Origin of the sequence: Variovorax boronicumulans, assembly GCF_019352895.1 — a bacterium.
In the GTDB taxonomy this organism is placed as follows: Bacteria; Pseudomonadota; Gammaproteobacteria; order Burkholderiales; family Burkholderiaceae_C; genus Variovorax; species Variovorax boronicumulans_A.
On record NZ_JAAAFX010000004.1, the window covers coordinates 1286991 to 1312227 of the forward strand.

Genomic DNA, 25237 nt, shown 5'->3' on the forward strand with positions numbered 1-25237 from the left:
CCATGAATGCGCCAAATGCTTCGCGTGCCGCCGGCTCGCGCAGCATGCGGCCGAAGCTCTGGCCTTCCTCGTCCATGCGCTCGAGCACCGCGGCCTGCTGCGATTTCTTGAGCAGGCGCTTGGTCTCGATCAGCGCCGTGAGCGGCTTGGCCGCCAGCTTGCGGGCTTGCGCCTGGGCGATGCCGTTGGCTTCGGTCGGCGGCACCACGCGGTTCACCAGGCCGATCTCGAGCGCGGCCTCGGCCATGAAGGGTTCGCCCAGCAGCAGCGCCTCGGCCGCGCGGTGGTAGCCGAACATCTGCGGCACCAGCAGGCTGGAAGCCGCCTCCGGGCACAGGCCCAGATTGACGAAGGGCATCGAGAAGGCCGCATTGTCGCCCGCGTAGACCAGGTCGCAATGGAACAGCATCGTGGTGCCCACGCCCACGGCCGGACCGCAGACGGCGGCGACGAGGGGTTTGGGGAAGGTCGCGATGCCGCGCAGGAAGCGGAACACCGGCGACTCGGTGGTCGCGGGCGGCGCGTTGAGGAAGTCGCCGATGTCGTTGCCGGCGCTGAAGATGGTCGGGTCGCCCTGGATCAGCACGGCGCGCACGGCCGGGTCCTGCTCGGCAAGGGCCAGCGCGTCGGCCAGCTCGCCGTACATCGCGCCGGTGATCGAGTTCTTCTTGTCGACGCGGTTGAAAGTCAGGGTCATCACGCCGGCTTCGGCGTGGACGAGGATGTCGCTCATGGGGTCATTCCTTGAAATAAACGATCTGGTTGGAGGTGGCGAGCAGCACGCCGGCTTCGCTCCAGAGCTGGGCGCTCTGGTCGAAGAAGCCGTTGCGGAACTGTTGCCCGGCCGCACAGGCCAGAAGATAGCCGCTGCCGACCTCGGCCATCTGCGCCGCGTCGGTGTGGAAGTAGGTGGTGATCGAGACCGTGCCGGCCGGTACCGGCTTGGCGCGGCGCAGCCAGACGCGCGGGAAGAACACGTCGCTCATGGCCGCGAGCGAGGGGAAGTCGAGCGCGCGGGCCTGCGCATCGCGCACCCAGAGCCGGGTCTGGCTGTGGTCGCCGCCGCCGTCCCAGGTCGAGGGCGGCGCGCCGCTGACCGGGCGCATGTCGTACTGCGCGAACCAGGCCACGCCGGCGCGCGCGGCTTCCATGCGCGCCAGGGTGTCGGGCCGCGCGACCTCCGGCATCGCCAGGTCGGTGCCGCCCCAGGTGTCGCGGCGCGCGGCCGTGACCACGGTGGCGGTGGTGGTCATCTGCGGCGCGCCGTCGATGCCCGCCTGCGTGATCTGCACGGTCCAGTGCTGGGTCGAGCGGTTGGTGCGCACCGGCGTGGCCTGCACGTCGAAGGCACCGGCCTCGATCGCGGCCGCGAAGTTCACCGTGAGCGCGATCGGCGCGCCCAGCAGGTCGGGATGCTGGAGCACCGCCTGCAGCGCGATCGCCGCGGTCATGCCGCCGAAGGGCCCGACCATGTTCCAGTAGTCCGGACTGGTCATGCCGGTGAAATGCCCGGCGCGGATGTCGCTGTGCTGGAGCGCGAGCGCCTTGTCGAATACGTGTTCTGTTGTCACTGCCTGTCTCCTGTTCGATCGGTGGCGCCGGACCCCGCGGGGATCAGACCCGCTCGAAGATGCCGGCGGCGCCCTGGCCCATGCCCACGCACATCGTGACCATGCCGTACTTCAGATTCTTGCGCCGCAAGGCATGCACGACTGTCGCGGAGCGGATAGCACCCGTCGCACCCAAGGGGTGGCCCAGCGCGATCGCGCCGCCCATGGGATTGACCTTGGACGGGTCGAGGCCCAGCGTGCGGATCACGGCCAGCGACTGCGCCGCGAAGGCCTCGTTGAGCTCGAACCAGTCGATGTCCTCGTGCTTGAGGCCCGCATAGCGCAGCGCGGCCGGGATCGCCTCGATCGGGCCGATGCCCATGATCTCGGGCGGCACGCCCTTGCTCGCGAAGCTCACGAAGCGCGCCAGCGGCGTCAGGCCGAACTGCTTGACCGCCTTCTCGCTGGCGAGAATCAGCGCGCCCGCGCCGTCGGAGGTCTGCGAGCTGTTGCCCGCCGTGACCGTGCCGCGCGCCGCGAACACGGTGCGCAGCCGGGCCAGGCCTTCGATCGAGGTGTCGGGCCGTGCGCCTTCGTCGAGCGACACGGTGCGGCGCTTGGCGATCGCTTCGCCGGTGGCGAGGTCGGGCGTGCGGTCGGTCACCTCGATCGGCGTGATCTCGTCGGCGAACTCGCCGGCCTGCTGTGCCGCGAGCGCCTTCTGGTGCGAGGCGAGCGCGAATTCGTCCTGCGCCTCGCGGCTCACCTTCCACTGCTGCGCGACCTTCTCGGCCGTCAGGCCCATGCCGTAGGCGATGCCCAAGTCGCCCTCGCGCTCGAAGATCGAGGGCGACAGCGAGGGCGCGTTGCCCATCATCGGCACCATGCTCATGCTCTCGACACCGGCCGCGATCATCACGTCGGCCTCGCCCACGCGGATGCGGTCGGCCGCCATCTGCACGGCCGACAGGCCCGAAGCGCAGAAGCGGTTGACCGTGATGCCGCCGATGCTGTTGGGCAGGCCGGCCAGCACCGCGCCGATGCGCGCGATGTTCAGGCCCTGTTGCGATTCGGGGATCGCGCAGCCGCAGATGATGTCCTCGATGGCCTTGGGGTCGAGGCCCGGCACGGCCGCGAGCGCGGCCTTGAGCGTGGTCGCAAGCAGGTCGTCGGGCCGGTAGTTGCGGAAGTAGCCGCGGTGCGACTTGCCGATGGGGGTGCGGGTGGCGGAGACGATGTAGGCGTCTTGGACTTGTTTCATGGAGAGCTCCTGGATGTGGCTCCTTCCCCCTCTGGGGGAAGGTTGGGATGGGGGCAGGCGGCCGTCAATTCGTCGATGCGATTGACGATCACCTGCAACACCCCTTCAAGATTGACAAAGGGATCGTTCGATCCGAAGCGCAGCACCTCGAAGCCCTGCGCACGCAGGAAGGTGTCGCGTCGTGCGTCGTGGTCCTGCTGCGCTTGATGCTGCGAGCCGTCGAGTTCGACGATCAGCTTCGGACCGAGACAGGCGAAGTCGGCGATGTAGTGGCCCAGCGGATGCTGCCGACGAAACTTCACGCCCAACTGCTCGTTGCGCAGGCCGCTCCAGAGCCTGCGCTCGGCGTCGGTCATCCCGCGGCGCAGGACGCGGGCGTTCTGCTGAGCTTTGGAGGTGGATTGGTTTTGCATCGGCTGCATGCCCCCATCCCTGCCTTCCCCCAGAGGGGGAAGGAGAAACGCGGGATCCGCTCAGTTCCGAACCGGCTTCCCCGTGCCCAGCATCCCCATGATCCGTTCCTGCGTCTTCGGATGCACGATGAGCGAGCAGAAGGCCTTGCGTTCCAGCGCCATGACGTATTCCTCGGTCACGAGCGAGCCCGCGTCCACGTCGCCGCCGGTGACCACGTGCGCGATCAGGCTCGCGATGTGGAAGTCGTGCGCGCTGATGAAGCCGCCGTCGCGCATGTTCACGAGTTGCCCCTTGATGGTCGCGGCGCCGCTGCGGCCCGCCACGCGGAACGTGCGGCGCAGCGGGGCGCGGTAGCCGGCGTCGGCCATGGCCCTGGCCTGCTGCAGCGCCACGTAGAGCAGTTCGTCCTTGTTCGGCACGATCACATCGCTGTCGAGCAGGTAGCCCAGCTTCTTCGAATCGAGCGCGCCGGTGCCGACCTTGGCCATCGCCGCGGCGGTGAAGCCTTCGGTGAGGAAGGGCAGCAGGTCGGTGCCCGTCGAAGCCGCGGCGTTCTCGGCCGCGCGGCGTGCGATGTAGGTCAGGCCGCCCGCGCCGGGGATCAGACCCACGCCGACCTCGACCAGGCCGATGTAGCTCTCCATCGCCGCGACACGCTTCGCCGAGTACACCGCCAGCTCGCAACCACCACCCAGCGCCATGCCGCGCACGGCGGAGATCACCGGCACGCTGGCGTAGCGGATCTTGAGCATGGTGTTCTGCAGCTCTTCTTCCGCGCCCTCGACCGCGCCGATGCCCGCCACCACGAAGGCCGGCAACATGGCCTGCAGGTCGGCGCCGACCGAGAACACCTCGTCGGGCGACCAGATCACCAGGCCCTTGTATTCGGCCTCGGCCAGGTCGACCGCGGCGCCCAGCGCCTCGGCCACGTCGGGGCTGATGGCGTGCATCTTCGACTGGATGCTGGCGATCAGCACTTCGCCGTCGAGCGTCCAGACGCGCACGTCGCCCTCGTCGCTGAGCGTCGTGCCGGCCGTGTTGGCATCGGCCGCGTTGGCGCCGCGCACGCTCTCGGGGAACAGCTGGCGGTCATGCACCGGCAGCTTGCGCTGCGCCACGAATTTGTTCTGCGACGCGCTCCACGAGCCTTCGGGCGTGTGCACGCCACCCGCCTCGGCCACCGGGCCTTCGAACACCCACTTCGGCAGCGGTGCCGTGCTGAGCGCCTTGCCGGCGTCGATGTCTTCCTGCACCCACTTCGCGACCTGCGCCCACCCTGCTTCCTGCCAGAGCTCGAACGGGCCCTGCTTCATGCCGAAGCCCCAGCGCATCGCGAAGTCGATGTCGCGCGCGCTCTCGGCGATCTCGGCCAGGTGCACGGCGGCATAGTGGAAGCCGTCGCGCAGGATGGCCCAGAGGAACTGGCCCTGCGGTCCTTCGCTCTCGCGCAACAGCTTCAGGCGTTCGCCCGCGGGTTTCCTGAGCATGCGGCCGTAGACCTCGTCGGCCTTCTCGCCGGCGGGCACGTAGTCGCCGCTCGCCAGGTCGAAGCGCAGGATGTCGCGGCCGACCTTCTTGAAGAAACCGGCCTTGGTCTTCTGGCCCAGGTTGCCGAGTTCGAGCAGCTTGGCGAGCACCGGCGGCGTCGCGAAGTTGGCATAGAAGGGATCGGTCTCGGCGTTCAGGTTGTCCTGCAGCGTCTTCACGACGTGGGCCATGGTGTCCAGGCCGACCACGTCGGCGGTGCGGAAGGTGCCCGAGCTCGCGCGGCCCAGCTTCTTGCCCGTGAGGTCGTCCACCACGTCGGGCGTGAGGTCGAACTTCTCGACTTCCTTCAAGGTCGCCAGCATGCCGGCGATGCCGACGCGGTTGGCGATGAAGTTGGGCGTGTCGTGCGCACGCACCACGCCCTTGCCCAGCGTGCTGGTGACGAAGGCTTCGAGGTCGTCGAGCACCTGCGGCTGCGTGGTGGGCGTGTTGATCAGCTCCACCAGGAACATGTAGCGCGGCGGGTTGAAGAAGTGGATGCCGCAGAAGCGCGGCTTCAGGGCTTCGGGCAGCGCCTCGCTCAACTTGGTGATGGACAGGCCCGAGGTGTTCGAAGCCAGGATCGAATGCTTGGCGACGTGCGGCGCGATCTTCTTGTAGAGATCGAGCTTCCAGTCCATGCGCTCGGCGATGGCCTCGATGATCAGGTCGCACTCGCCGAGCTTGGCCAGGTCGTCCTCGTAGTTGGCGGGCTCGATCAGCACGGCATCGGCCACATCGCCCAGAGGCGCGGGCTTCTGCTTCTTGAGGTTGTCGATGGCGCGCGTGACGATGCCGTTCTTGGGGCCGTCCTTGGCCGCAAGATCGAACAGCACGACGGGGACGCGCACGTTGACGAGGTGGGCCGCGATCTGCGCACCCATCACGCCGGCGCCGAGCACGGCGACTTTCTTCACTTGAAATCGGGACATAGCGGGGTTTCGAAGTTCTGAGTCAGTTCGGGGAACACCGCGGAACCGGCTGTGCCGGGCCGCTGGTGTTGCCCCCTTGAGGGGGAGGCTGCTACACGAAGTGAGCAGCGACGGGAGTGGGTCAAGGAACACGGTTCCAGGTTTGGGTGCGCCAGAAAGGGCCCAGGTAGCCGCGCACCTCGAGCTTCTTGCCGCCCTCGATGGGCGTGAAGCTCGCGCGGTATTCCTTGCCGTTCTCGGGGTCGAGGATCTTGCCCCCTTCCCAGACGTCCTTGCCTTCGGCCTTCTTGCCGCCACGGATGATCTCGAGGCCGGCCATGGGCTGGCCCTTGCGGTCGTCGCTGCATTCCTCGCAGACCGCGTCGGGCTTGCCGTCCTTCTTCAACGACTTCTCGATGCGCCCGAGCAGCGCACCGTTGGTCTCACCGATGCGGATCTCGGCCTTGGCCTCGCCGGTCTTGTCGTCGACGTTGCGCCACAGCCCCACCGGGCTGCTCTGGGCCATGGCCGACGCCGCGATGGCGCCGAACAGAAGGGTCGCGAGTGTTTTTTTCATGCGTGTCTCCCGGTGCGTTGAAGAAGGATGGGAAGGGTTGGCCTCAGGCCAGTGCGGCGTCGGTGTCCATCAACACCTTGCTGCCGGCACGCGCGGTGCGCATCAGCGTCGCGGTCTCGGGGAACAGCTTGGCGAAGTAGAAGCGAGCCGTCTGCAGCTTGGCGACGTAGAAGGGGTCGGTGTTGCCGGCGGCGATCTCGCGCAGCGCGACCTGGGCCATGCGGGCGAACAGGTAGCCGAACACGAAATGGCCAGCCACGCGCAGGTAGTCCACCGCGGCGGCGCCCACTTCGTCGGGGTTCTGGAAGCCCTTGAAGCCGATCTCGGTGGTGAACTTGGTCAGCTGTTCGCCCAGCACCGCGATCGGCGTGATGAACTCGCTCATCTTCTCGTTCACGCCCTCTTCGGCCACCAGTGCGCCGACCAGCTTGCCGAACTTCTTGAGCGTGGCACCGTTGTTGCCCAGGATCTTGCGGCCCAGCAGGTCCAGCGACTGGATGGTGTTGGTGCCTTCGTAGATCATGTTGATGCGGTTGTCCCGCACGAACTGCTCCATGCCCCATTCCTTGATGAAGCCGTGGCCGCCGAAGACCTGCATGCAGGCGTTGGTCGCGGTGTGGCCGTTGTCGGTGATGAAGGCCTTGACGATGGGCGTGAGCAGCGCGACCAGTTCGCCGCTGTCCTTGCGCACCTTCTCGTCGGGATGGTGGTGTTCCTTGTCGAGCAGCAGCGTGCAGAAGATCTGCAGCGCGCGGCCGCCTTCGGCATAGGCCTTGGCCGTGAGCAGCATCTTGCGCACGTCGGGGTGCACGATGATCGGATCGGCTTCCTTGTCCTTGGCCTTCACGCCCGACAGCGAGCGCATCTGCAGCCGGTCCTTGGCATAGGCCAGCGCGTTCTGGTAGGCCACTTCGGTCAGGCCCAGCGACTGGTTGCCCACGCCCAGGCGGGCGGCGTTCATCATCACGAACATGGCGGCCAGGCCCTTGTTGGGCTCGCCCACCAGCGTGCCGGTGGCGCCTTCGATCACGATCTGCGCGGTGGCGTTGCCGTGGATGCCCATCTTGTGCTCGAGGCCGGCGCAGAAGATCGGGTTGCGCTCGCCCAGCGAGCCGTCGGCCTTGACGTGGAACTTGGGCACCACGAACAGGCTGATCCCCTTGCTGCCCTTGGGCGCGTCGGGCAGGCGGGCCAGCACCAGATGGATGATGTTGTCCGTCATGTCGTGCTCACCGGCCGAGATGAAGATCTTGCTGCCGGTGATGCGGTAGCTGCCGTCGGCCTGCGGTTCGGCCTTGGTGCGCAGCAGGCCCAGGTCGGTGCCGCAATGGGGCTCGGTCAGGCACATGGTGCCGGTCCACTCGCCGCTCACCAGCTTGGGCAGGTAGGTCTTCTTCTGCTCGTCGGTGCCGTGCGCCACCAGCGCCTCGTAGGCGCCGTGCGAGAGGCCCGGGTACATGGTCCAGGCCTGGTTGGCGCTGTTGAGCATTTCGTAGAGGCACTGGTTGACCACGAAGGGCAGGCCCTGGCCGCCGAACTTCGGGTCGCAGGACAGCGCGGCCCAGCCACCTTCGACGAACTTGGCGTAGGCGTCCTTGAAGCCCGTGGGCGTCTTGACCTCGTGCGTGGCCTTGTCGAGCACGCAGCCCTCTTCGTCGCCGCCGATGTTCAGCGGGAAGGTGACTTCGGCCGCGAACTTGCCGGCCTCCTCGATGACCGCGTTGACGGTGTCGATGTCGGTCTCGGCATGGACCGGCAGCGCCTTGAACTCGTCGGTGACCTTGAGGACTTCGTGCAGGACGAACTGCATGTCGCGCAGCGGTGGGGTGTAGAGCGGCATCGATGGACTCCGGAAAAGGAAAGAGGAAAGAGAAAGGGAAAAACGCGAAAAGAACGAAGACGGCGGCGCCTCAGCGCACCGTCTTGAGGCGGCGGCCCGCGGGCGCCGGTGTGGGCGCCTCGGCGGTGGCGCTGCGCGCGAGGATGTTGTCGAAGCCGGTGTTGGCGCGGCCGATGGAGCCGGGCACCTGCAGGAAGCGCGCCTCGTAGTGCAGCGCCAGGATCAGCCCGTGTATCTCGAAGCCGATCTGGCGTTCGTCGGCGTCGGCGCGCAGATGGCCTTCGCCCTGGGCCTGCACGATGGCACGCAGCACCGCGGCCTGCCAGATGCTGACCGACTCGACCAGCGCATCGCGCACCGGGCCCGGGCGGTCGTCGAATTCGGAGGCGCCGCTGATGTAGATGCAGCCCGAATCGATCTCGGTCGAGGTGCGTTTCATCCAGTTGGCGAACATGGCGCGCAGCCGCGGCAGGCCGCGCGGCGCCTTCAGCGCCGGGAAGAACACCTCCTGCTCGAAACGTGCGTGGTACTCGCGCACCACCGAGATCTGCAGTTCCTCGCGCGAGCCGAAGTGGGCGAACACGCCCGACTTGCTCATCTTGGTGATCTCGGCCACCGCGCCGATCGACAGGCCTTCGAGCCCGATCTGCGCGGCCAGCGCGAGCGCGGCGTCGACGATGACGGCCTTGGTCTGCTGGCCCTTCTGGGCAACCCTTGCGGGCTTGGCGGGAACAGCGTTGACAGACATGGTGAAAGCCTCGACATAAAAACGAACGATCGTTCTATTTTGTCGTGGCTTTGGCCTTTTGGCTAAAAGAAGCCCTCAACTGTTGAAGGGCTTCGGCAGAAGCAGCCGGCTCAAAACAGGCGAAGGACGCGTCGCGAACGCCCCGAGCCTGCATGGAGGAGCGGGGCCGCACTCACATGCGGTGGGCACCGCGGATGCGGGATCTGGGTGCGCGGCAGCTTCCCTCGCATGTCCGTTCTCAGAAGTCCTGCGACACCGGCCGCACCACCACCTCGTTGATGTCCACGTCGGCCGGCTGCTCCACCGCATAGACCACGGCGCGCGCCACCGCGTCGGCCGGGATCTGGTTGGCCTCGTAGAAGGCCTTGAGGCCGGCGGTGGCGTCGGCATCGGTGCTGCCGAAGCGCAGTTCCGACTCGACCGCGCCGGGCGACACCACCGTCACGCGCACGCCGCTGTTGCCCATCTCGACGCGCAGGCCCTCGGAGATCGCGCGCACGGCGTGCTTGCTCGCGCTGTACACCGTGCCGATGGGCGTGAACACCTTGAAGCCGGCGATCGACGCCACGTTCAGGATGTGGCCGCTGCCCTGCGCCTGCATGCGCGGCAGCACGGCGGCGATGCCGTAGAGCACGCCCTTGATGTTGACGTCGATGGTGCGGTCCCACTCGTCGACCTTGAGGCGCTCGATGGGCGACAGCGGCATCACGCCCGCGTTGTTGACCAGCACGTCGATGCGGCCGAAGGCCTCGATGGTGGCGGTGGCGAGCTTCTCGAGGTCGGCACGCTTGGACACGTCGGTGGCCACCGCGATGGCCTCGCCGCCGGCTTCGCGGATCTCGGCGACCACCTGCTCGAGCCGCTCGGTGCGGCGCGCCGCGAGCACCACCTTGGCGCCGCGTGCCGCCAGGTGGCGGGCCATCGATTCGCCGATGCCGCTGCTCGCGCCGGTGACGATCGCGACCTTGCCGCGGATGTTGTCTTGAACGGATGTCATGGGAATTCCTTTGAAGGGTGTTGAAGAAGTGCATGCAGTGTGGAAAATCCAGGCATTCCCGTAAATGAAGGCTTAGCGCCTTCAGAATTCCCTGAATAGGAACGCCCATGTCCAACCGTCTCGAAGCCCTGCGCGTGTTCTGCACCGCGGCCGACGCCGCCAACTTCCGCGAGGCCGCGGTGCGCCTGTCGGTCTCGCCCCAGGTGGTGACGCGTGCGGTGCGCGAACTGGAGGACGAACTGGGCGAGCCGCTGTTCCATCGCAGCACGCGCGGCGTGCAGCTCACCGACTTCGGTCGCCAGCTCGCGGAGCGCGCACGGGTGGCGGTAGGCGGGGTCGACGAACTCTTCCACCGCATCGACCGGCGCGCGCTGTCGCAGCACAGCGGCACGGTACGCGTCACGGCGCCGCAGGTGTATGCGCACGCGATCCCCCGGGCGCTGGCGCCGCTGCTGGCGACGCACCCGGGGTTGGTGCTCGACCTGCGGCTGTCGGAGCAGCATGCCGACGTGGTCGACCAGCAGATCGACATCGGCGTGCGCGTGGGTCCGCTGCGCGATGCACGCTTCGTCTCGCGGACCGTGGGCAAGATGCCATTGCGCGTGGTGGGCGCACCGGCGCTGATCGCGCGCGTCGGCACGCCGCGCGACATCGAGGCGCTGTCGGCGCTGCCGCTGACGGCGCTGATCGACCGGAGTTCGGGCCGTCCCTGGCCCTGGGCTTTCAGCCGCAAGCGGCTGTTCACCGTGTCGTCGCCCGCCTTCGTGACGGACCACATCGATGCCGAATGCGCGGCCGTGCTGGCGGGCCTGGGTTTCGGTCAGCTGATCGCACCCCTGGCCGAACCGTGGCTGGCATCGGGCGCGCTGGTGGAGGTGCTGGAGGCCGAGGCGCCGGTGCCCTGGCCTATCAATGTCTATCGACCGCAGCGCGCGCCGGTGCCGGCGCGCGTGCGGCTGGTGTTCGACGAACTGGTGCGCGTGCTGCGCTGAACGCGTCGAATGACACCTGGCGGGCGCATGGCGCGCCCGCCCTCACCGCCTTCAGAGCTTGAAGGGGACCACTTCCTGGCGCTGGTCGCCCAGGCCTTCGATGCCCAGGGTCATGACGTCGCCCTTCTTCAGGTAGAGCGGCGGCTTCATGCCCAGGCCCACGCCGGGGGGCGTGCCGGTGGTGATGACGTCGCCGGGCATCAGCGTCATGAACTGGCTGACGTAGCTCACCAGCTTGGCCACCGAGAAGATCATGGTCTTGGTGCTGCCGGTCTGCACGCGCTTGCCGTTGAGGTCGAGCCACATGGCGAGCTTCTGCGGGTTGGGCACGTCGTCGCGCGTCACCAGCCAGGGGCCGATCGGGCCGAAGGTGTCGCAACCCTTGCCCTTGTCCCAGGTGCCGCCGCGCTCGATCTGGTACTCGCGTTCGCTGATGTCGTTGATGGTGCAGTAGCCGGCCACGAAGTTGAGCGCGTCCTTTTGCGAGACATAGCGTGCGCGCGTGCCGATGACCACGCCGAGTTCGACTTCCCAGTCGGACTTGACCGAGCCCTTGGGCAGCATCACCGGGTCGTTGGGGCCCTGGATGCAGCTCGTGGCCTTCATGAACACGATCGGTTCCTTGGGAATCGGCAGGTTCGATTCCGCGGCGTGGTCCGCATAGTTCAGGCCGATGGCGATGAACTTGCCGACGTTGGCCACCGGGCTGCCCAGGCGGGGCTTGCCCTTGACCAGCGGCAGCTTGTCGGTCTTGAGCTTGCGCAGCTTGGCCAGCGCGGCATCGCCCAGCTGGTCCGGCCCCAGGTCCTTGACCACCGCGCTCAGGTCACGCAGTTGTCCGTTGTCATCGATGAGGCCTGGCTTTTCCTTGCCGGGGTTGCCGTAACGCACGAGTTTCATTCAGAGATTCCTTTCAAAGGTGGTGAGGAGTGTATTCAGTGGTGCCGGCCGCTGCCGGCGTGCTTCAGATCGTGATGCCGCCGTCGACGGAGAAGGCCTGACCGGTGGCGAAGATGGCTTCGTCGCTGGCCAGGAACACCACGACCGGCGCGATCTCGTGCGCCTGCGCGAGCCGGCCCATGGGCTGGCGCGCGATGAAGGCCTTGCGCGCCTCGACCGGATCGGCGTTGGCGTTGATGCGTTCGCCCAGCGAGGGCGTGTCGACCGTGCCCGGGCACACCGCATTGCAGCGCACGCCCTGCAGCACGTAGTCGGCCGCCACGCTCTTGGTCAGGCCCAGCACCGCGGCCTTGGTGGTGCCGTAGACGTTGCGGTTGGGCAGGCCCTTGATGCTCGAGCAGACGCTGGCCATGTTGATGATGCTGCCGCCGCCCGCGGCCAGCATGCGCGGCAGCACCGCCTGGATGGCCCAGAACTGGGCCCGCACATTGAGTCGGAAGGCGAAGTCGAGGTCGTCGTCGGTGGCGTCGAGGATGGTGCCGTTGTGCACCACGCCCGCGCAGTTGAACAGCACGTCGACGGCCGGCATGCGCGCCACCAGCGCCTGGATGGCGGCCTTGTCGAGCACGTCGAGCACCGCGGTCTGCACGTTGGGCGTGCCGGCGTAGCTCTCGAGCAGCGCGGCGTTGACGTCGGTGGCCCAGACCTGGGCGCCTTCGGCGGCCATGGCGAGGGCGGTGGCGCGGCCGATGCCCTGGCCGGCGGCCGTGATGAGGGCAGTCTTTCCCTGGAGTCTCATGCGATGTCCTGGTGAGTGGGGGATGGATGTGTGGCTTTTCAGGGTTTCGCCCGATGGCGAGCACCCGGCGGCGCCCGTATTCTGAATTGGTCTGACCACTTGTCCAATTCAGGACAACCCTTAACCCCCCCCCTTTTTCTTCTTTCCTGCCCGTGCCCCTGCAGTCCATCGCGCCCCAGCGCCTCTACCGCCAGATCGCCGACCAGCTGCGCACGCTGATCGGCGACGGCGAATTCGCCACCGGCGCACGGCTACCGGCCGAGCGCGACCTGGCGCGCCAGCTGGGCGTGAGCCGGCCTTCGGTGCGCGAGGCGCTGATCGCGCTCGAGGTCGAGGGCTGGGTCGAGGTGCGCACCGGCTCGGGCGTGTACGTGCAGGACCGCTCGCAACGCCAGGCAGCGCCGGTCGCTGCCCTCGAATGGGGGCCGCTGGAGCTGATCCGCGCGCGCCGCGTGGTCGAGGGCGAGACCGCCGCACTGGCCGCGGCCCAGGGCCGGCGCAAGGACGTGGACGCGATGACGCGCGCCATCGCGCTGATGCAGGAACTGGCCGGCCGCAACGTGATGCCGCTCGAAGGCGACCGCGCCTTCCACCTGGCCATCGTCGGCGCCTGCGGCAACGTGGTGCTGCAGGAGACGGTCGAAGGCTTCTGGGATTCGCGCAACGGCCCGATCTTCACGCGGCTGGGTGGCTACTTCGAGACCCTGCCCTCCTGGCGCTCGGCCATTGCGGAACACGAGCAGATCCTCGATGCCATCGCCGCGCGCGACGCCGATGCGGCGCGCACGGCGATGCACGAACACATGGACAAGTCCCACCAGAGATTCAGCGCGAGCTGGCGCCGCGCGAAGAAAGCTGCCTGATCGACGCGCCAGCAGAGTTTCTCGTTTCTCATCAGACAACAACGGAGACAAGCCACATGAATCGCACGAACGACAAGAGCAAGCGTTGGGTCCTCAAGGCCGTGGCGCTGGGCGCCCTGGCCGCCACCACCTTCGGGGTGGCGGGCACCGCGGGCGCACAGACCAAGCTCAAGTGGGCCCATGTGTACGAGACCTCGGAGCCCTTCCACAAGTACTCGGTCTGGGCCGCGGAAGAGATCAAGAAGCGCACCAACGGCCGCTACGACATCCAGGTGTTCCCGGCCTCCAGCCTGGGCAAGGAAGCCGACATCAACCAGGGCCTGACGCTGGGCACGGTCGACATGGTGCTCACGGGCGCCAGCTTCGCCGGGCGCAGCTACACGCCACTGGCGATCTCCTACTTCCCTTTTATCTTCCGTGATGCCGAGCACCAGCTGAAGTACGCCAAGAGCGACGTCTTCAAGGAACTGGCCAAGGGCTACGACGACAAGACCGGCAACCACATCACCGCGCTCAACTACTACGGCGCGCGCCACGTGACCTCGAGCGCGGCACGGCCGGTGGCCAAGCCCGAGGACATGAAGGGCCTGAAGATCCGCGTGCCCGACGCGCCGGCCTACCTGGCCTTCCCCAAGGCACTGGGCGCCAACGCCACGCCGATCGCCTTCGCCGAGGTGTATCTCGCGCTGCAGAGCGGCACCGTCGACGCGCAGGAGAACCCGCTGCCCACCATCGAGGCCAAGAAGTTCTTCGAGGTGCAGAAGAACATCTCGCTGACCGGCCACATCGTCGACTCGCTGCTGACCGTGGTCTCGGGCCAGCTCTGGGGCAAGCTCAGTGCCGACGACAAGAAGGTCTTCACCGAGGTCACGCAGGAAGCGGCCGAGAAGACCGGCCGCGAGATCATCGCGGCGGAAGCCCGCCTGGTCGAGGAGTTCAGGAAGCGCGGCAACAACATCATCACGGTCGACAAGAACGCCTTCCGCGACGCGGTGCTGAAGAACACCAAGCCGACGGATCATGGCTACCGCCAACAAGACTACGACCGCATCCTCGCTATCCGTTGATGGGGCGCAGGAAGCTGCTGCGCCCCGCGATCTTGCACCTGCGATGCTCGACGTACAAAAGTACGTCTGCGCTTCTCGGTACAAGCTGGCGGGGCTCGCGACGCTTCCTGCATCCCCCTTGAGGCTGTCGAGAAAAAACCAAAACACAACACGATGGAGATGCGATGAGCGAGAAATTGCTGGGGGATGACGGGGAGTTTCATGTGACCGACGAGGCGGTCGACCTGTCGGGCACGACGGTCGAGGCCTGGGCCGCACTGGGGATCTTCTGGGCACTGGGGCTGACGGTGCTCTACCAGTTCGTCACGCGCTACGTGCTCAACGACTCGGCCGCCTGGACGGAGGAGATCGCACGCTACCTGCTGATCGGCGTGGTGTTCATCGGCGCCTCGATCGGGGTGGCGAAGAACAACCACATCCAGGTCGACTTCTTCTACCGCCACATGCCCGCGCGCATGGGCAAGGTGCTGGGCATCGCGGTCGACGTGCTGCGCACGCTGTTCTTCGTGGCGGCGGTGGTGATGACGGTGCAGATGATGGTCAAGATCGGCAACAACGCCGCCATGACCATCGTCGACCTGCCGATGAACCTGGTCTACGGCGTCTGCCTGCTGGGCTTCGTCGCGATGCTGGCGCGCTCGCTGCAGGTGAGCTGGGTGCACTGGCAGCGCGGCTACTGCGTGCTCGAGCGCCCCGAGTCCACGATCCAGGACCGCTGAGCGGAACACGCCATGCTCAAGATCGCCTTCCTTCTCTTCATGAGCGCCGGCCTGCCGGTCGCCGTGGCCATGGCCGGCGCCTCGCTGGTCTACATCTACTGGTCGGGCAACCTGCCGCCCTTCGTCGTGATCCACCGCATGGTGAGCGGCATCGACAGCTTCCCGCTGCTGGCCGTGCCCTTCTTCATCCTGGCCGGCAACCTGATGAACAACGCGGGCATCACCAACCGCATCTACAACTTCGCGCTCGCGCTGGTGGGCTGGATGCGCGGCGGGCTGGGCCACGTCAACATCCTGGGCTCGGTGATCTTCTCGGGCATGAGCGGCACGGCCATCGCCGATGCGGCCGGACTGGGCACGATCGAGATCAAGGCCATGAAGGAGCACGGCTACTCGACCGAGTTCGCGGTCGGCGTGACCGCTGCCTCGGCCACGCTGGGCCCGATCATTCCGCCCAGCCTGCCCTTCGTGATCTACGGGATGATGGCCAATGTCTCGGTGGGCGCGCTGTTCATCGCGGGGCTGATGCCCGGCGCGATCATGACCCTCCTGATGATGCTCACGGTCGCCTACTACGCGCACAAGAACGGCTGGGGCGCCGACGTCAAGCTGGTCTGGCCGCGCGTGATCAAGGCACTGATCGAACTGCTGGTGGTCTGCGTCTGGCCGATGGCGCTGTGGTTCGCGGTCGACACGCTGGGCGTGCCCGCGCAGCCGGCCGTGCTGGTCGCGCTGGTGATCCTGTTCGTGGCCGACAAGGTCTTCAAGTTCGAGGCGGTGCTGCCGATCATGACGCCGGTGCTGCTGATCGGCGGCATGGCGACCGGCCTGTTCACCGCCACCGAAGGCGCGATCGCGGCCTGCGTCTGGGCCATGGTGCTGGGCTTCTTCTGGTACCGCACGCTCAAGTGGAAGATGTTCGTGCGCGTGTGCCTCGACACGGTGGAGTCCACCGCGACGGTGCTGTTCATCGTGGCCGCCGCCTCGATCTTCGGCTGGATGCTGACGGCCACCGGCGTGACCGCGGACATCGCGACCTGGGTGCTGAACTTCACCAAGGAGCCCTGGCTGTTCCTGCTGCTGGCCAACCTGCTGATGCTCTTCGTCGGCTGCTTCCTCGAGACCACCGCCGCCATCACGATCCTGGTGCCCATCCTGCTGCCGATCTCGACCCAGCTGGGCATCGACCCGGTGCACTTCGGCGTGGTGATGGTGCTGAACCTGATGATCGGCGTGCTGCACCCGCCCATGGGCATGGTGCTGTTCGTGCTGGCCCGCATAGCCAACCTCAGCATCGAACGCACGACCATGGCGATCCTGCCCTGGCTGGTGCCGCTGCTGCTGAGCCTGGCGCTGATCACCTACTGGCCGGCCACCGTCCTGTGGCTGCCCAAGCTCATGCAATGAGTTCCTTCTTTTCCTTCTCTCTCCAAAACACGAGCCCCCGATGACCCCTTTCATTCGCCTCCACCCATCCGATGACGTGGTGATCGCCCGCAGCCAGCTGGTGGGCGGCACCGCGGTGGAGAACTTCACCGTGCGCGGCCTGGTGCCGGCCGGCCACAAGGTGGCGGCCCACGCCATCGAGGCCGGCGCGCCGGTGCGCCGCTACAACCAGATCATCGGCTTCGCCAGCAAACCCATCGGCGCGGGCGAGCATGTGCACACGCACAACCTCGACATGGGCCCGGACAAGGGCGACTTCGCGCGCGACTACGCCTACGGCGCCGACGTCAAGCCCGCGCCCGCACGGCGCGAAGCGACCTTCATGGGCATCAAGCGCGCCGACGGCCGCGTGGCCACGCGCAACTACATCGGCGTGCTGACCAGCGTGAACTGCTCGGCCACCGCCGCGCGCGCCATCGCCGACCACTTCTCGCGCAAGACCAATCCGCAGGCACTGGCCGACTACCCGAACGTCGACGGCATCGTCGCGCTCACCCACGGCACCGGCTGCGGCATGGACACGCAGGGCATGGGCATGCAGATCCTCGAGCGCACGCTGACCGGCTACGCCACGCACCCGAACTTCGCCGCGGTGCTGGTGGTGGGCCTGGGCTGCGAGGCCAACCAGATCAAGGCCTGGCTCGACACCGGCCACCTGGCCGAGGGCGAGAACTTCCGCACCTTCAACATCCAGGACACCGGCGGCACGCGCAAGACGGTGGAGAAAGGCGTGGCGCAGATCCAGGAGATGCTGCCGCGCGCCAACGCCGTGAAGCGCGAACCCTGCAGCGCCTCGCACATCACGATCGGCCTGCAGTGCGGCGGCTCCGACGGCTACTCGGGCATCAGCGCCAACCCGGCGCTGGGCGCGGCGGTCGACCTGCTGGTGGCGCATGGCGGCACGGCCATCCTCAGCGAGACGCCCGAGGTCTACGGCGCCGAGCACCTGCTCACGCGGCGCGCGGTCAAGCGCGAAGTCGGCGAGAAGCTGGTGCAGCGCATCAAGTGGTGGGAGCACTACACCGAGATCAACCAGGGCGAGATGAACAACAACCCCTCGCCGGGCAACAAGGCGGGCGGGCTCACGACCATCCTGGAGAAGTCGCTGGGCGCGGTGGCCAAGGGCGGCACCAGCAACCTCGAGGCGGTGTACGAGTACGCCGAGTCGGTGACGGCGCACGGCTTCGTCTACATGGACACGCCGGGCTACGACCCGGTGAGCGCGACCGGCCAGGTCGCGGGCGGCGCCAACCTGATCTGCTTCACCACCGGCCGCGGCTCGGCCTACGGCTGCGCGCCCTCGCCCTCGCTCAAGCTCGCCACCAACTCGGCGCTGTGGAAGCGCCAGGAAGAGGACATGGACATCAACTGCGGCGAGATCGTCGAGGGCACGGTGTCGATCCAGGAGATGGGGCAGCGCATCTTCGAGATGGTGCTGGCCACCGCCTCGGGCGAGCCGTCGAAGAGCGAGAAGCATGGCTATGGGCAGAACGAGTTCGTGCCGTGGCAGGTCGGCGCGGTCATGTAATTCGCCGCCCTTTCTTGCTCCCTCTCCCTCCGGGAGAGGGCGGGGGTGAGGGCCCGCGGCTTCCCAAGCCTTGCGCCCGCTTCGACGCAGCCCCCATCCCAGCCTTCCCCCAGAGGGGGAAGGAGCCAAACACCCAGGAGCTTTCGAATGTCCAGAACCGTTTCCGCCGCCCTCCTTCGCCAACAGGTGGCCCAAATCCTCACCGCCGCCGGCAGCGCCCCCGCCGAAGCCGAACAGGTCGCGGCCAACCTCGTGCTGGCCAATCTCAGCGGCCATGACTCGCACGGCGTCGGCATGGTGCCGCGCTATGTCGACGCGGTGGCCGAGGGCGGGTTGAAGCCCAACACATCCGTCGCGGTCACCGCGGACATCGGCACGCTGCTGGCGCTCGACGGCCAGGGCGGCTATGGGCAGGTGGTGGGCGTGCAGGCCATGGAGATGGGCATCGCGCGCGCCAAGCAGCACGGCAGCTGCATCTTCACGCTCGCCCATGCGCACCACCTGGGCCGCATCGGGCATTTCGCGGAGATGGCGACGGCGCAGGGTCTGGTGGCGATGCACTTCGTCAACGTGCTGTCACGGCCCGTGGTCGCGCCCTGGGGCGGCGGCGACGGGCGCTTCGGCACCAACCCCTGCTGCATCGGCGTGCCGCTGGCCGGCGCCGAGCCCTTTGTCCTCGACTTCGCGACCAGCCGCGTCGCGCAAGGCAAGATGCGCGTGGCCCACAACAAGGGCGAGCGCATCGCGCCCGGCTACCTGATCGACGAACAGGGCCGGCCCACCGACGACCCGGGCGTGGTGGTGGTGCCGCAAGCAGGCAGCGGAGGGCCCGCGGGCGGGCCAGGTTTGTTCGGCGCGCTCATGACCTTCGGCGAGCACAAGGGCTATGGCATGGCCGTGGCCTGCGAACTGCTGGGCGGTGCGCTCAGCGGTGGCGGCACCTGGCACCGGCCCGCGGACACCGCGCGCTCGGTCTTCAACGGCATGCTGACGGTGCTGATCGATCCCGCCAGACTGGGCACGCAGGCCAGCTTCGAACAGGAAGCCCGCGGCTTCGTCGACTGGCTGCGCCAGAGCCCGCCGGGCGCGGGCTTCGACGCCGTGCAGATCGCGGGCGAGCCCGAGCGCGCGGCACGCCTGGCGCGCGAGCGCGACGGCGTGGTGGTCGACGACGCGACCTGGGCCGAGATCGTGGCGGCGGGCGCCAGCCTGGGTGTTGCCGCGATGGCCTGAGCCCCGCGTCGCGAGGCGGCCATCGCGCCGGGCCCGTGCGGCGCCTGCCTATGATGGGCTTCGGAAAATCCAATGGCAGTCGCATTGCGCAGTCGATAGCTCCGAACCACAATCGGTACGCACTCGATAGTTCGATGCTATTTTTCTAGAAGGAAGCCCTCCCGATGTCCAAACTCACCACCGCCTTCGGCGCCCCCGTCGTCGACAACCAGAACAGCCTGACCGCGGGCCCGCGCGGGCCCCTGCTCTCGCAGGATGTCTGGCTGTTCGAGAAGCTGGCCAACCTCAACCGCGAGGTGATCCCCGAACGGCGCATGCACGCGAAGGGATCGGGCGCCTTCGGCACCTTCACGGTCACGCACGACATCACGCAGTACACGCGCGCCAAGCTGTTCAGCGCGGTCGGCAAGAAAACCGAGATGTTCGCCCGCTTCACCACCGTGGCCGGCGAACGCGGCGCGGCCGATGCCGAGCGCGACATCCGCGGCTTCGCGCTCAAGTTCTACACCGAGGAAGGCAACTGGGACCTGGTGGGCAACAACACGCCGGTGTTCTTCCTGCGCGATCCGCGCAAGTTCCCCGACCTCAACAAGGCGGTCAAGCGCGACCCGCGCACCAACCTGCGCAGTGCCACCAACAATTGGGACTTCTGGACCAGCCTGCCCGAGGCGCTGCACCAGGTCACCATCGTGATGAGCGACCGCGGCATCCCGTCCAGCTACCGCCACATGCACGGCTTCGGCTCGCACACCTACAGCTTCATCAGTGCCAGCAACGAGCGCTTCTGGGTCAAGTTCCACATGAAGACGCAGCAGGGCATCCAGAACCTGACGGATGCCGAAGCGGCCGCGCTCGTGGGCTCCGACCGCGAGAGCCACCAGCGCGACCTGTTCGACGCGATCGAACGCAAGGACTTCCCCAAGTGGACCGTGTTCGTGCAGGTCATGCCCGAGGCCGATGCCGACACCGTGCCCTACCACCCCTTCGACCTGACCAAGGTCTGGCCCAAGAAGGACTACCCGCTGATCGAGGTCGGCGTGATCGAGTTGAACAAGAATTCGGAGAACTTCTTCGCCGACGTCGAGCAGAGCGCCTTCGCGCCCAACAACCTGGTGCCCGGCATCAGCGTGTCGCCCGACAAGATGCTGCAGGCGCGGCTGTTCGCCTACTCGGACGCGCAGCGCTACCGCCTGGGCGTGAACCACCACCAGATCCCGGTGAACGCCGCGCGCTGCCCGGTGCACAGCAACCACCGCGACGGCGCGATGCGTGTCGACGGCAACTACGGCGGCACGCCGCACTACGAGCCGAACAGCTTCGGCCACTGGCAGGAGCAGCCCGACTACCGCGAGCCGCCGCTGAAGATCAAGGGCGATACCGACTTCTGGAATTTCCGCGAGGACGATGCCGACTACTACAAGCAGCCCGGCGACCTGTTCCGCCTGATGAGCCCGGCCCAGCAGCAGGTGCTGTTCGAGAACACGGCGCGCGCCATGGGCGATGCGCCGGACTTCATCAAGCAGCGCCACATCGACAACTGCACGAAGGCCGACCCGGCCTACGGTGCCGGCGTGGCGCAGGCGCTCAAGCAGCTGCAGGGCTGAGCACGCCCGACGCCGCGTTCGTTCTTCAGAGCATCAGTTGGACGGCGGCGTCCAGGTGCTCCGAAGGCAGGCGGCGGAAGCCCGAACGCACGAAGCGCTGCAGGCGCCCGACCACGAAGGCGGTGAGCGCGCCCGCGCGCACCTGCGCATCGACCGTGGGCGTCGCGGAGCCCTCGGCCACCGTGACGTCGCGCAGCACCTGGCGCAGCGTAGCCTCGATCTTGTCGAAGAACTGGTTCATGCGGCTCTGCAGCCGCTCGTTCTCGTAGACCAGCGCATCGCCCACCATGACCCGCGTCATGCCCGGATTCTTCTCGGCGAACTGCACCACCATCGTCACGATGCGCGCGGCCTGCTCGCGGCCGGCGCCGTCGCGCTCGGCGATCTGGTTGACCAGCGTGAACACGCTCTGCTCGATGAAATCGATCAGCCCCTCGAACATCTGCGCCTTGCTGGCGAAGTGCCGATAGAGCGCGGCCTCGCTGACGTCGAGCTGCGCTGCCAGCGCGGCGGTAGTCACGCGCTCGGCCCCTGGCCGCTCCAGCATGGCCGCCAGGGTCTGCAGGATCTGCACGCGGCGCTCGCCGGGCTTCGGCCGCTTGCGGACGGACGGCGGCGTATCGGACAGCGGAGCAGAGTCGCGGGACGGAGGAGCGCTGGTCTCTTCGTTTTGCATGGGCGGCGCGCGCATATGTAAAAAAATGATTCTCGCACAGCGCGGTGAGTGCGTGCCTACTGCGCGAGCGGCAATGAGGCGCTTGTGCGTCGCGCAGAATAGCCCTTTTGACCACGGACCGAACAAGCGATGCCCAAGAACATTCTGGTGACAGGCGGTGCCGGCTTTATCGGAAGCCACACCTGCGTGGCCTTGATCGAAGCCGGCTATGCGCCGGTGATCCTGGACAACCTCGGCAACAGCGATGTTCGTGTGCTCGAACGGCTGGCACGCATCACCGGCACCGCGCCGGCCTTCATCGAAGGCGATGTGCGCGACCGCGCCCTGCTCGACCAGGTGTTCCGCACGCACGAGATCTCGGGGGTCATCCACTTCGCGGGCCTCAAGGCGGTCGGCGATTCGGTGGCCGACCCGATCGGCTACTACGACAACAACGTGCACGGCACCTGGGTGCTGGCAGCCGCGATGCAGGCCGCGGGCGTCCGGACACTGATCTTTTCATCGTCCGCCACGGTCTACGGCGAGCCCGAGCGCTCGCCCATTCCCGAAGATGCGCCCTGCCGTCCGGCCAACCCCTACGGCCGCTCCAAGCGCATGGTCGAAGAGGCCCTGATCGACCTGCAGCTCGCACAGCCGGACTGGCGCATCGCACTGCTGCGCTATTTCAACCCGGTCGGTGCGCACGAGAGCGGGCTGATCGGCGAGCACCCGCAGGGCAAGCCCAACAACCTCATGCCCTTCGTCTGCCAGGTGGCGGTGGGCCTGCGCGACAAGCTGTCGGTGCATGGCGGCGACTACCCCACGCCCGACGGCACGGGCGTGCGCGACTACGTGCACGTGATGGACCTGGCCGAAGGCCATGTGGCGGCGCTGCGCCATGCCGAGAAGGCCGCGGGGCTGGTCACGCTCAACCTGGGCACGGGCACCGGCGCGTCGGTGCTGGAGGTCGTCAAGGCCTTCGAACGCGCCAGCGGACGACAGATCGCCTGCGAGATCGGCCCCCGCCGGCCGGGCGACGTGCCGGCCTACTGGGGCGATCCGACGCTCGCACAGGCCACGCTGGGCTGGCGCGCACGGCGCGGGCTCGATGCGATGTGCGCCGACAGCTGGCGCTGGCAGCAAGCCAACCCCCGCGGCTACGCGCCCTGAATATTTTGAGCGTGAGACACCGCGGAACCGGCTTCGCCGGGCCGCTGGTGTCGGCCCCGGAAGGGGAAGGCGAGGCGACACGCAGTGCGCGAGCCCTCGGGGGAGAGCCCAGTGATATCGTGGAACCGGCTTTGCCGGGCCACCGGTATCGCCCCCGGACGGGGGGAAGGCGAAGCGACACGAAGTGCGCAAGCCCTCGGGGGCGAGCCTACCGTGCCCGGATCATCGTGCCGTAGGCCTGGTCCGTGAGGATTTCCAGCAGCATCGCGTGCGGCACGCGCCCGTCGATGATGTGCACCGCGTTCACGCCGCTCTTGGCGGCATCGAGTGCGCCCTCGATCTTTGGCAGCATGCCGCCGGAGATCGTGCCGTCGGCGAACAGCTCGTCGATCTCGCGCGCGCTCAGGTTGGTCAGCAGCTTGCCGGACTTGTCGAGCACGCCCGGCGTGTTGGTCAGCAGCATCAGCTTCTCAGCCTTGAGCACCGTGGCCAACTTGCCGGCCACCACGTCGGCGTTGATGTTGTAGCTCTCGTTCTCCTCGCCGAAGCCGATCGGGCTGATGACGGGGATGAAGGCATCGTCCTGCAGCGCCTTCACCACGCTCGGGTCGATCGACACGATCTCGCCCACCTGCCCCACGTCGTGCTGCACGCTGGGATCGTTGCGGTCGGCCAGCTTGAGCTTCTGCGCGCGGATCAATCCGCCGTCACGCCCGGTCAAACCCACGGCCTTGCCGCCGGCCTGGTTGATCAGGCCCACGATGTCCTGCTGCACCTCTCCGGCCAGCACCCATTCGACGACTTCCATGGTCTCGGAGTCGGTGACCCGCATGCCCTGGATGAAGTGGCCCTTCTTGCCGAGCTTGTTGAGCGCAGCCTCGATCTGCGGCCCGCCGCCATGCACCACCACCGGGTTCATGCCGACCAGCTTGAGCAGCACCACGTCTTCGGCGAAGTCGGCCTGCAGGGCCGGATCGGTCATGGCGTTGCCGCCGTACTTGATGACGATGGTCTTGCCGTGGAACTTGCGGATGTAGGGCAGCGCCTGGGCCAGGATCTCGGCCTTGTCGCGGGGGGGGATGTTGAGGACGGGGTCTGTCATGAGCGTTCCGTTTCGGAGGTTGCCAAATTGTGCCGCAAGGGCGGCGTGAGCCCGCGTGCGAAGACCTGCCGCTGCGCTACCAAGAGCAGCAACACCAGATCGACGCCGACGCGGCCGGTCCAGGCCAGGGCTGCGCCCACGAGGCCGAACTGGTACAGGCCCGCGAGCAGCATGGGAAAGTAGAAGGCGGCCTCGACCAGGTGCAGTTGCGCGGTCAGCCGTGCCAGGCCGGCGGCCTGCACCGCGGCGAAAGGCACGAAGGCCACGCCATTGAGCAGCAGGCCCAGCGCGAAGATCGCCACCACCGGCGCGGAGTGGTCGGCGAAATCGGCACCGAGCCAGAGCGTCAGGCCTGCGTGGGCGCCCCAGGCGATCACGGCGCACAGCGGCAGCAGTGTCAGCGCCACCCACCCCACGCACCGGTGATACAGGCGCCGGGCCGCATCGAGGTCGCGGGCCATCAGCGAAGCCAGGCGCGGGAACAGCGCACCGGTGAGCGCACCGGGCAGGATCAGCACGCGTGCCAGCACCTCGGAGGGCACCGTGTAATAGGCGACGACGGCGGCCCCCAGCACCCCGGAGATCATGAAGCGGTCGGCCGTGACCATCAGCGGACTGATCACGTTGGAGACGGTCATCCACAGGCCGAAGGACATCAGATGCCGCAGGTGGCGGCGCTCGAGCGGCACGCCACGGAAACCGCCGCCCAGCCTCCTGCGCACCAGCACCCAATGCGCCGTACCGAACACGGCGCGCGCCAAGATCAGCGCCGCCACGATCGGCACCAGGGACGGGCCGAAGAGCAGGACGCTCAGGGCCGGCAGCCCGAAGTTGGCCACGCCGAGCAGCATGCGCAGCAGGTTGACGTCGCGAAAGTCTTCATAGGCCTCGAGCACGCCGCGCAGCCCGACGGTCGCCGTCGTCAAGGGCACGCCCACCGCCGCGATGAGCAGCGCGTGGAAGACATCGACGTGCAGCGCCTCCGACACCTTCAGCACATGGACCGCCAGCGGTTCGGCGGCAAAGGCCAGCGCGACGCCGCCCAGCGCACCGGTTGCCGACGCCAGCATGAGCCCGCTGCGCACCAGCGAGGGAATCCCGGCGCGCCGATCGTCGGCCAGCTGTTGTGCCACCTGCTGCGTGAGCGCGCGCCCCAGTCCCAGGTCGAACAGGCTGAAATAGCCCACCAGGGCCCACACCAGCGTGAGGATGCCGAAGACTTCGACGCCGAGGCTGCGCACCAGGTACGGAATGAGCGCGGCGCCCGCCAGCAATGGCAGGCCCGCGCCTGCGAGGTTCCACCCGACATTGCGCCGCAAGGACATCTTCGCGCT

General features: G+C 67.6%; 23 protein-coding genes. 9 read left to right on the forward strand and 14 right to left on the reverse strand.

Features of this window, described 5'->3' with window-relative positions; genetic code table 11:
- The 9 genes from K0H49_RS07545 to K0H49_RS07585 form a co-directional block, all read right to left on the reverse strand.
- Window positions 1–733, reverse strand: a 733-nt coding sequence (locus K0H49_RS07545; RefSeq protein WP_219210800.1) for an enoyl-CoA hydratase, incomplete at its 3' end; no start/stop codon positions are given.
- A gap of 4 nt (window positions 734–737) precedes the next feature.
- A complete protein-coding gene (locus K0H49_RS07550; protein ID WP_374122314.1) occupies window positions 738–1571 on the reverse strand; it encodes an acyl-CoA thioesterase in 834 nt (277 codons plus the stop codon).
- A gap of 43 nt (window positions 1572–1614) precedes the next feature.
- Window positions 1615–2811, reverse strand: coding sequence for an acetyl-CoA C-acyltransferase (locus K0H49_RS07555; RefSeq protein ID WP_219210802.1), 1197 nt, complete (start codon window positions 2809–2811; stop codon window positions 1615–1617).
- Window positions 2808–3233: an endonuclease domain-containing protein gene (locus K0H49_RS07560; RefSeq protein WP_257624617.1), complete on the reverse strand. Its 426-nt coding sequence runs from the start codon at window positions 3231–3233 to the stop codon at window positions 2808–2810. The genes K0H49_RS07555 and K0H49_RS07560 overlap by 4 nt, the downstream gene beginning before the upstream one ends.
- Before the next feature lie 51 nt (window positions 3234–3284).
- The gene (locus K0H49_RS07565; RefSeq protein WP_219210804.1) at window positions 3285–5684 is read right to left on the reverse strand and encodes a 3-hydroxyacyl-CoA dehydrogenase/enoyl-CoA hydratase family protein; all 2400 of its coding nucleotides are present in this window, start codon (window positions 5682–5684) and stop codon (window positions 3285–3287) included.
- A 121-nt stretch (window positions 5685–5805) separates the two neighbouring features.
- A complete protein-coding gene (locus K0H49_RS07570) occupies window positions 5806–6240 on the reverse strand; it encodes a DUF2147 domain-containing protein (RefSeq protein WP_219210807.1) in 435 nt (144 codons plus the stop codon).
- A gap of 43 nt (window positions 6241–6283) precedes the next feature.
- Window positions 6284–8080, reverse strand: a complete 1797-nt coding sequence (locus K0H49_RS07575) for an acyl-CoA dehydrogenase C-terminal domain-containing protein (RefSeq protein WP_219210809.1) — start codon at window positions 8078–8080, stop codon at window positions 6284–6286.
- Window positions 8081–8150: 70 nt separating this feature from the next.
- Window positions 8151–8828 carry a TetR/AcrR family transcriptional regulator gene (locus tag K0H49_RS07580; RefSeq protein ID WP_219210811.1) on the reverse strand — a complete coding sequence of 226 codons (678 nt, stop codon included), beginning with the start codon at window positions 8826–8828 and terminating at the stop codon, window positions 8151–8153.
- A gap of 238 nt (window positions 8829–9066) precedes the next feature.
- The gene (locus K0H49_RS07585; protein WP_219210812.1) at window positions 9067–9825 is read right to left on the reverse strand and encodes an SDR family oxidoreductase; all 759 of its coding nucleotides are present in this window, start codon (window positions 9823–9825) and stop codon (window positions 9067–9069) included.
- Window positions 9826–9932: 107 nt separating this feature from the next.
- On the opposite strand from K0H49_RS07585, the gene K0H49_RS07590 reads away from it, so the two are divergent.
- A complete protein-coding gene (locus K0H49_RS07590) occupies window positions 9933–10817 on the forward strand; it encodes a LysR family transcriptional regulator (protein WP_219210814.1) in 885 nt (294 codons plus the stop codon).
- Between the two features lie 51 nt (window positions 10818–10868).
- Here the strand turns inward: K0H49_RS07590 and K0H49_RS07595 are convergent, their stop codons facing one another.
- Both K0H49_RS07595 and K0H49_RS07600 read right to left on the reverse strand, forming a co-directional pair.
- Window positions 10869–11717 carry a fumarylacetoacetate hydrolase family protein gene (locus K0H49_RS07595; RefSeq protein WP_219210816.1) on the reverse strand — a complete coding sequence of 283 codons (849 nt, stop codon included), beginning with the start codon at window positions 11715–11717 and terminating at the stop codon, window positions 10869–10871.
- 64 nt (window positions 11718–11781) lie between these two features.
- Window positions 11782–12516 (reverse strand): SDR family oxidoreductase, encoded by a 735-nt coding sequence (locus K0H49_RS07600; protein ID WP_219210819.1) that lies wholly within the window; start codon window positions 12514–12516, stop codon window positions 11782–11784.
- A 152-nt stretch (window positions 12517–12668) separates the two neighbouring features.
- On the opposite strand from K0H49_RS07600, the gene K0H49_RS07605 reads away from it, so the two are divergent.
- The 7 genes from K0H49_RS07605 to K0H49_RS07635 all read left to right on the forward strand — a co-directional run bounded on the left by K0H49_RS07605 (window position 12669) and on the right by K0H49_RS07635 (window position 20976).
- The gene (locus tag K0H49_RS07605; RefSeq protein ID WP_219210821.1) at window positions 12669–13379 is read left to right on the forward strand and encodes a FadR/GntR family transcriptional regulator; all 711 of its coding nucleotides are present in this window, start codon (window positions 12669–12671) and stop codon (window positions 13377–13379) included.
- Window positions 13380–13435: 56 nt separating this feature from the next.
- Window positions 13436–14446: a sialic acid TRAP transporter substrate-binding protein SiaP gene (locus K0H49_RS07610; RefSeq protein ID WP_219210823.1), complete on the forward strand. Its 1011-nt coding sequence runs from the start codon at window positions 13436–13438 to the stop codon at window positions 14444–14446.
- Between the two features lie 164 nt (window positions 14447–14610).
- On the forward strand, window positions 14611–15165 hold the full coding sequence (locus K0H49_RS07615; RefSeq protein ID WP_219210824.1) for a TRAP transporter small permease: 555 nt from the start codon (window positions 14611–14613) through the stop codon (window positions 15163–15165).
- Between the two features lie 12 nt (window positions 15166–15177).
- A complete protein-coding gene (locus tag K0H49_RS07620) occupies window positions 15178–16572 on the forward strand; it encodes a TRAP transporter large permease (RefSeq protein ID WP_219210826.1) in 1395 nt (464 codons plus the stop codon).
- 40 nt (window positions 16573–16612) lie between these two features.
- On the forward strand, window positions 16613–18139 hold the full coding sequence (locus tag K0H49_RS07625; RefSeq protein WP_219210828.1) for a UxaA family hydrolase: 1527 nt from the start codon (window positions 16613–16615) through the stop codon (window positions 18137–18139).
- Between the two features lie 147 nt (window positions 18140–18286).
- Complete coding sequence (locus K0H49_RS07630; protein ID WP_219210830.1) at window positions 18287–19372, forward strand: malate/lactate/ureidoglycolate dehydrogenase; 1086 nt, start codon at window positions 18287–18289, stop codon at window positions 19370–19372.
- 164 nt (window positions 19373–19536) lie between these two features.
- The gene (locus K0H49_RS07635) at window positions 19537–20976 is read left to right on the forward strand and encodes a catalase (RefSeq protein ID WP_219210832.1); all 1440 of its coding nucleotides are present in this window, start codon (window positions 19537–19539) and stop codon (window positions 20974–20976) included.
- 25 nt (window positions 20977–21001) lie between these two features.
- Here the strand turns inward: K0H49_RS07635 and slmA are convergent, their stop codons facing one another.
- A complete protein-coding gene (slmA, locus tag K0H49_RS07640; RefSeq protein WP_219210834.1) occupies window positions 21002–21652 on the reverse strand; it encodes a nucleoid occlusion factor SlmA in 651 nt (216 codons plus the stop codon).
- A 129-nt stretch (window positions 21653–21781) separates the two neighbouring features.
- Here slmA and galE point away from each other — a divergent pair, with 129 nt between their 5' ends.
- Window positions 21782–22801: a UDP-glucose 4-epimerase GalE gene (galE, locus tag K0H49_RS07645; RefSeq protein WP_219210835.1), complete on the forward strand. Its 1020-nt coding sequence runs from the start codon at window positions 21782–21784 to the stop codon at window positions 22799–22801.
- Window positions 22802–23009: 208 nt separating this feature from the next.
- Here the strand turns inward: galE and argB are convergent, their stop codons facing one another.
- Window positions 23010–23903: an acetylglutamate kinase gene (gene argB / locus K0H49_RS07650; RefSeq protein ID WP_219210837.1), complete on the reverse strand. Its 894-nt coding sequence runs from the start codon at window positions 23901–23903 to the stop codon at window positions 23010–23012.
- The gene (locus K0H49_RS07655; RefSeq protein ID WP_219210838.1) at window positions 23900–25228 is read right to left on the reverse strand and encodes a flippase; all 1329 of its coding nucleotides are present in this window, start codon (window positions 25226–25228) and stop codon (window positions 23900–23902) included. The genes argB and K0H49_RS07655 overlap by 4 nt, the downstream gene beginning before the upstream one ends.
- Window positions 25229–25237: the final 9 nt, after the last annotated feature.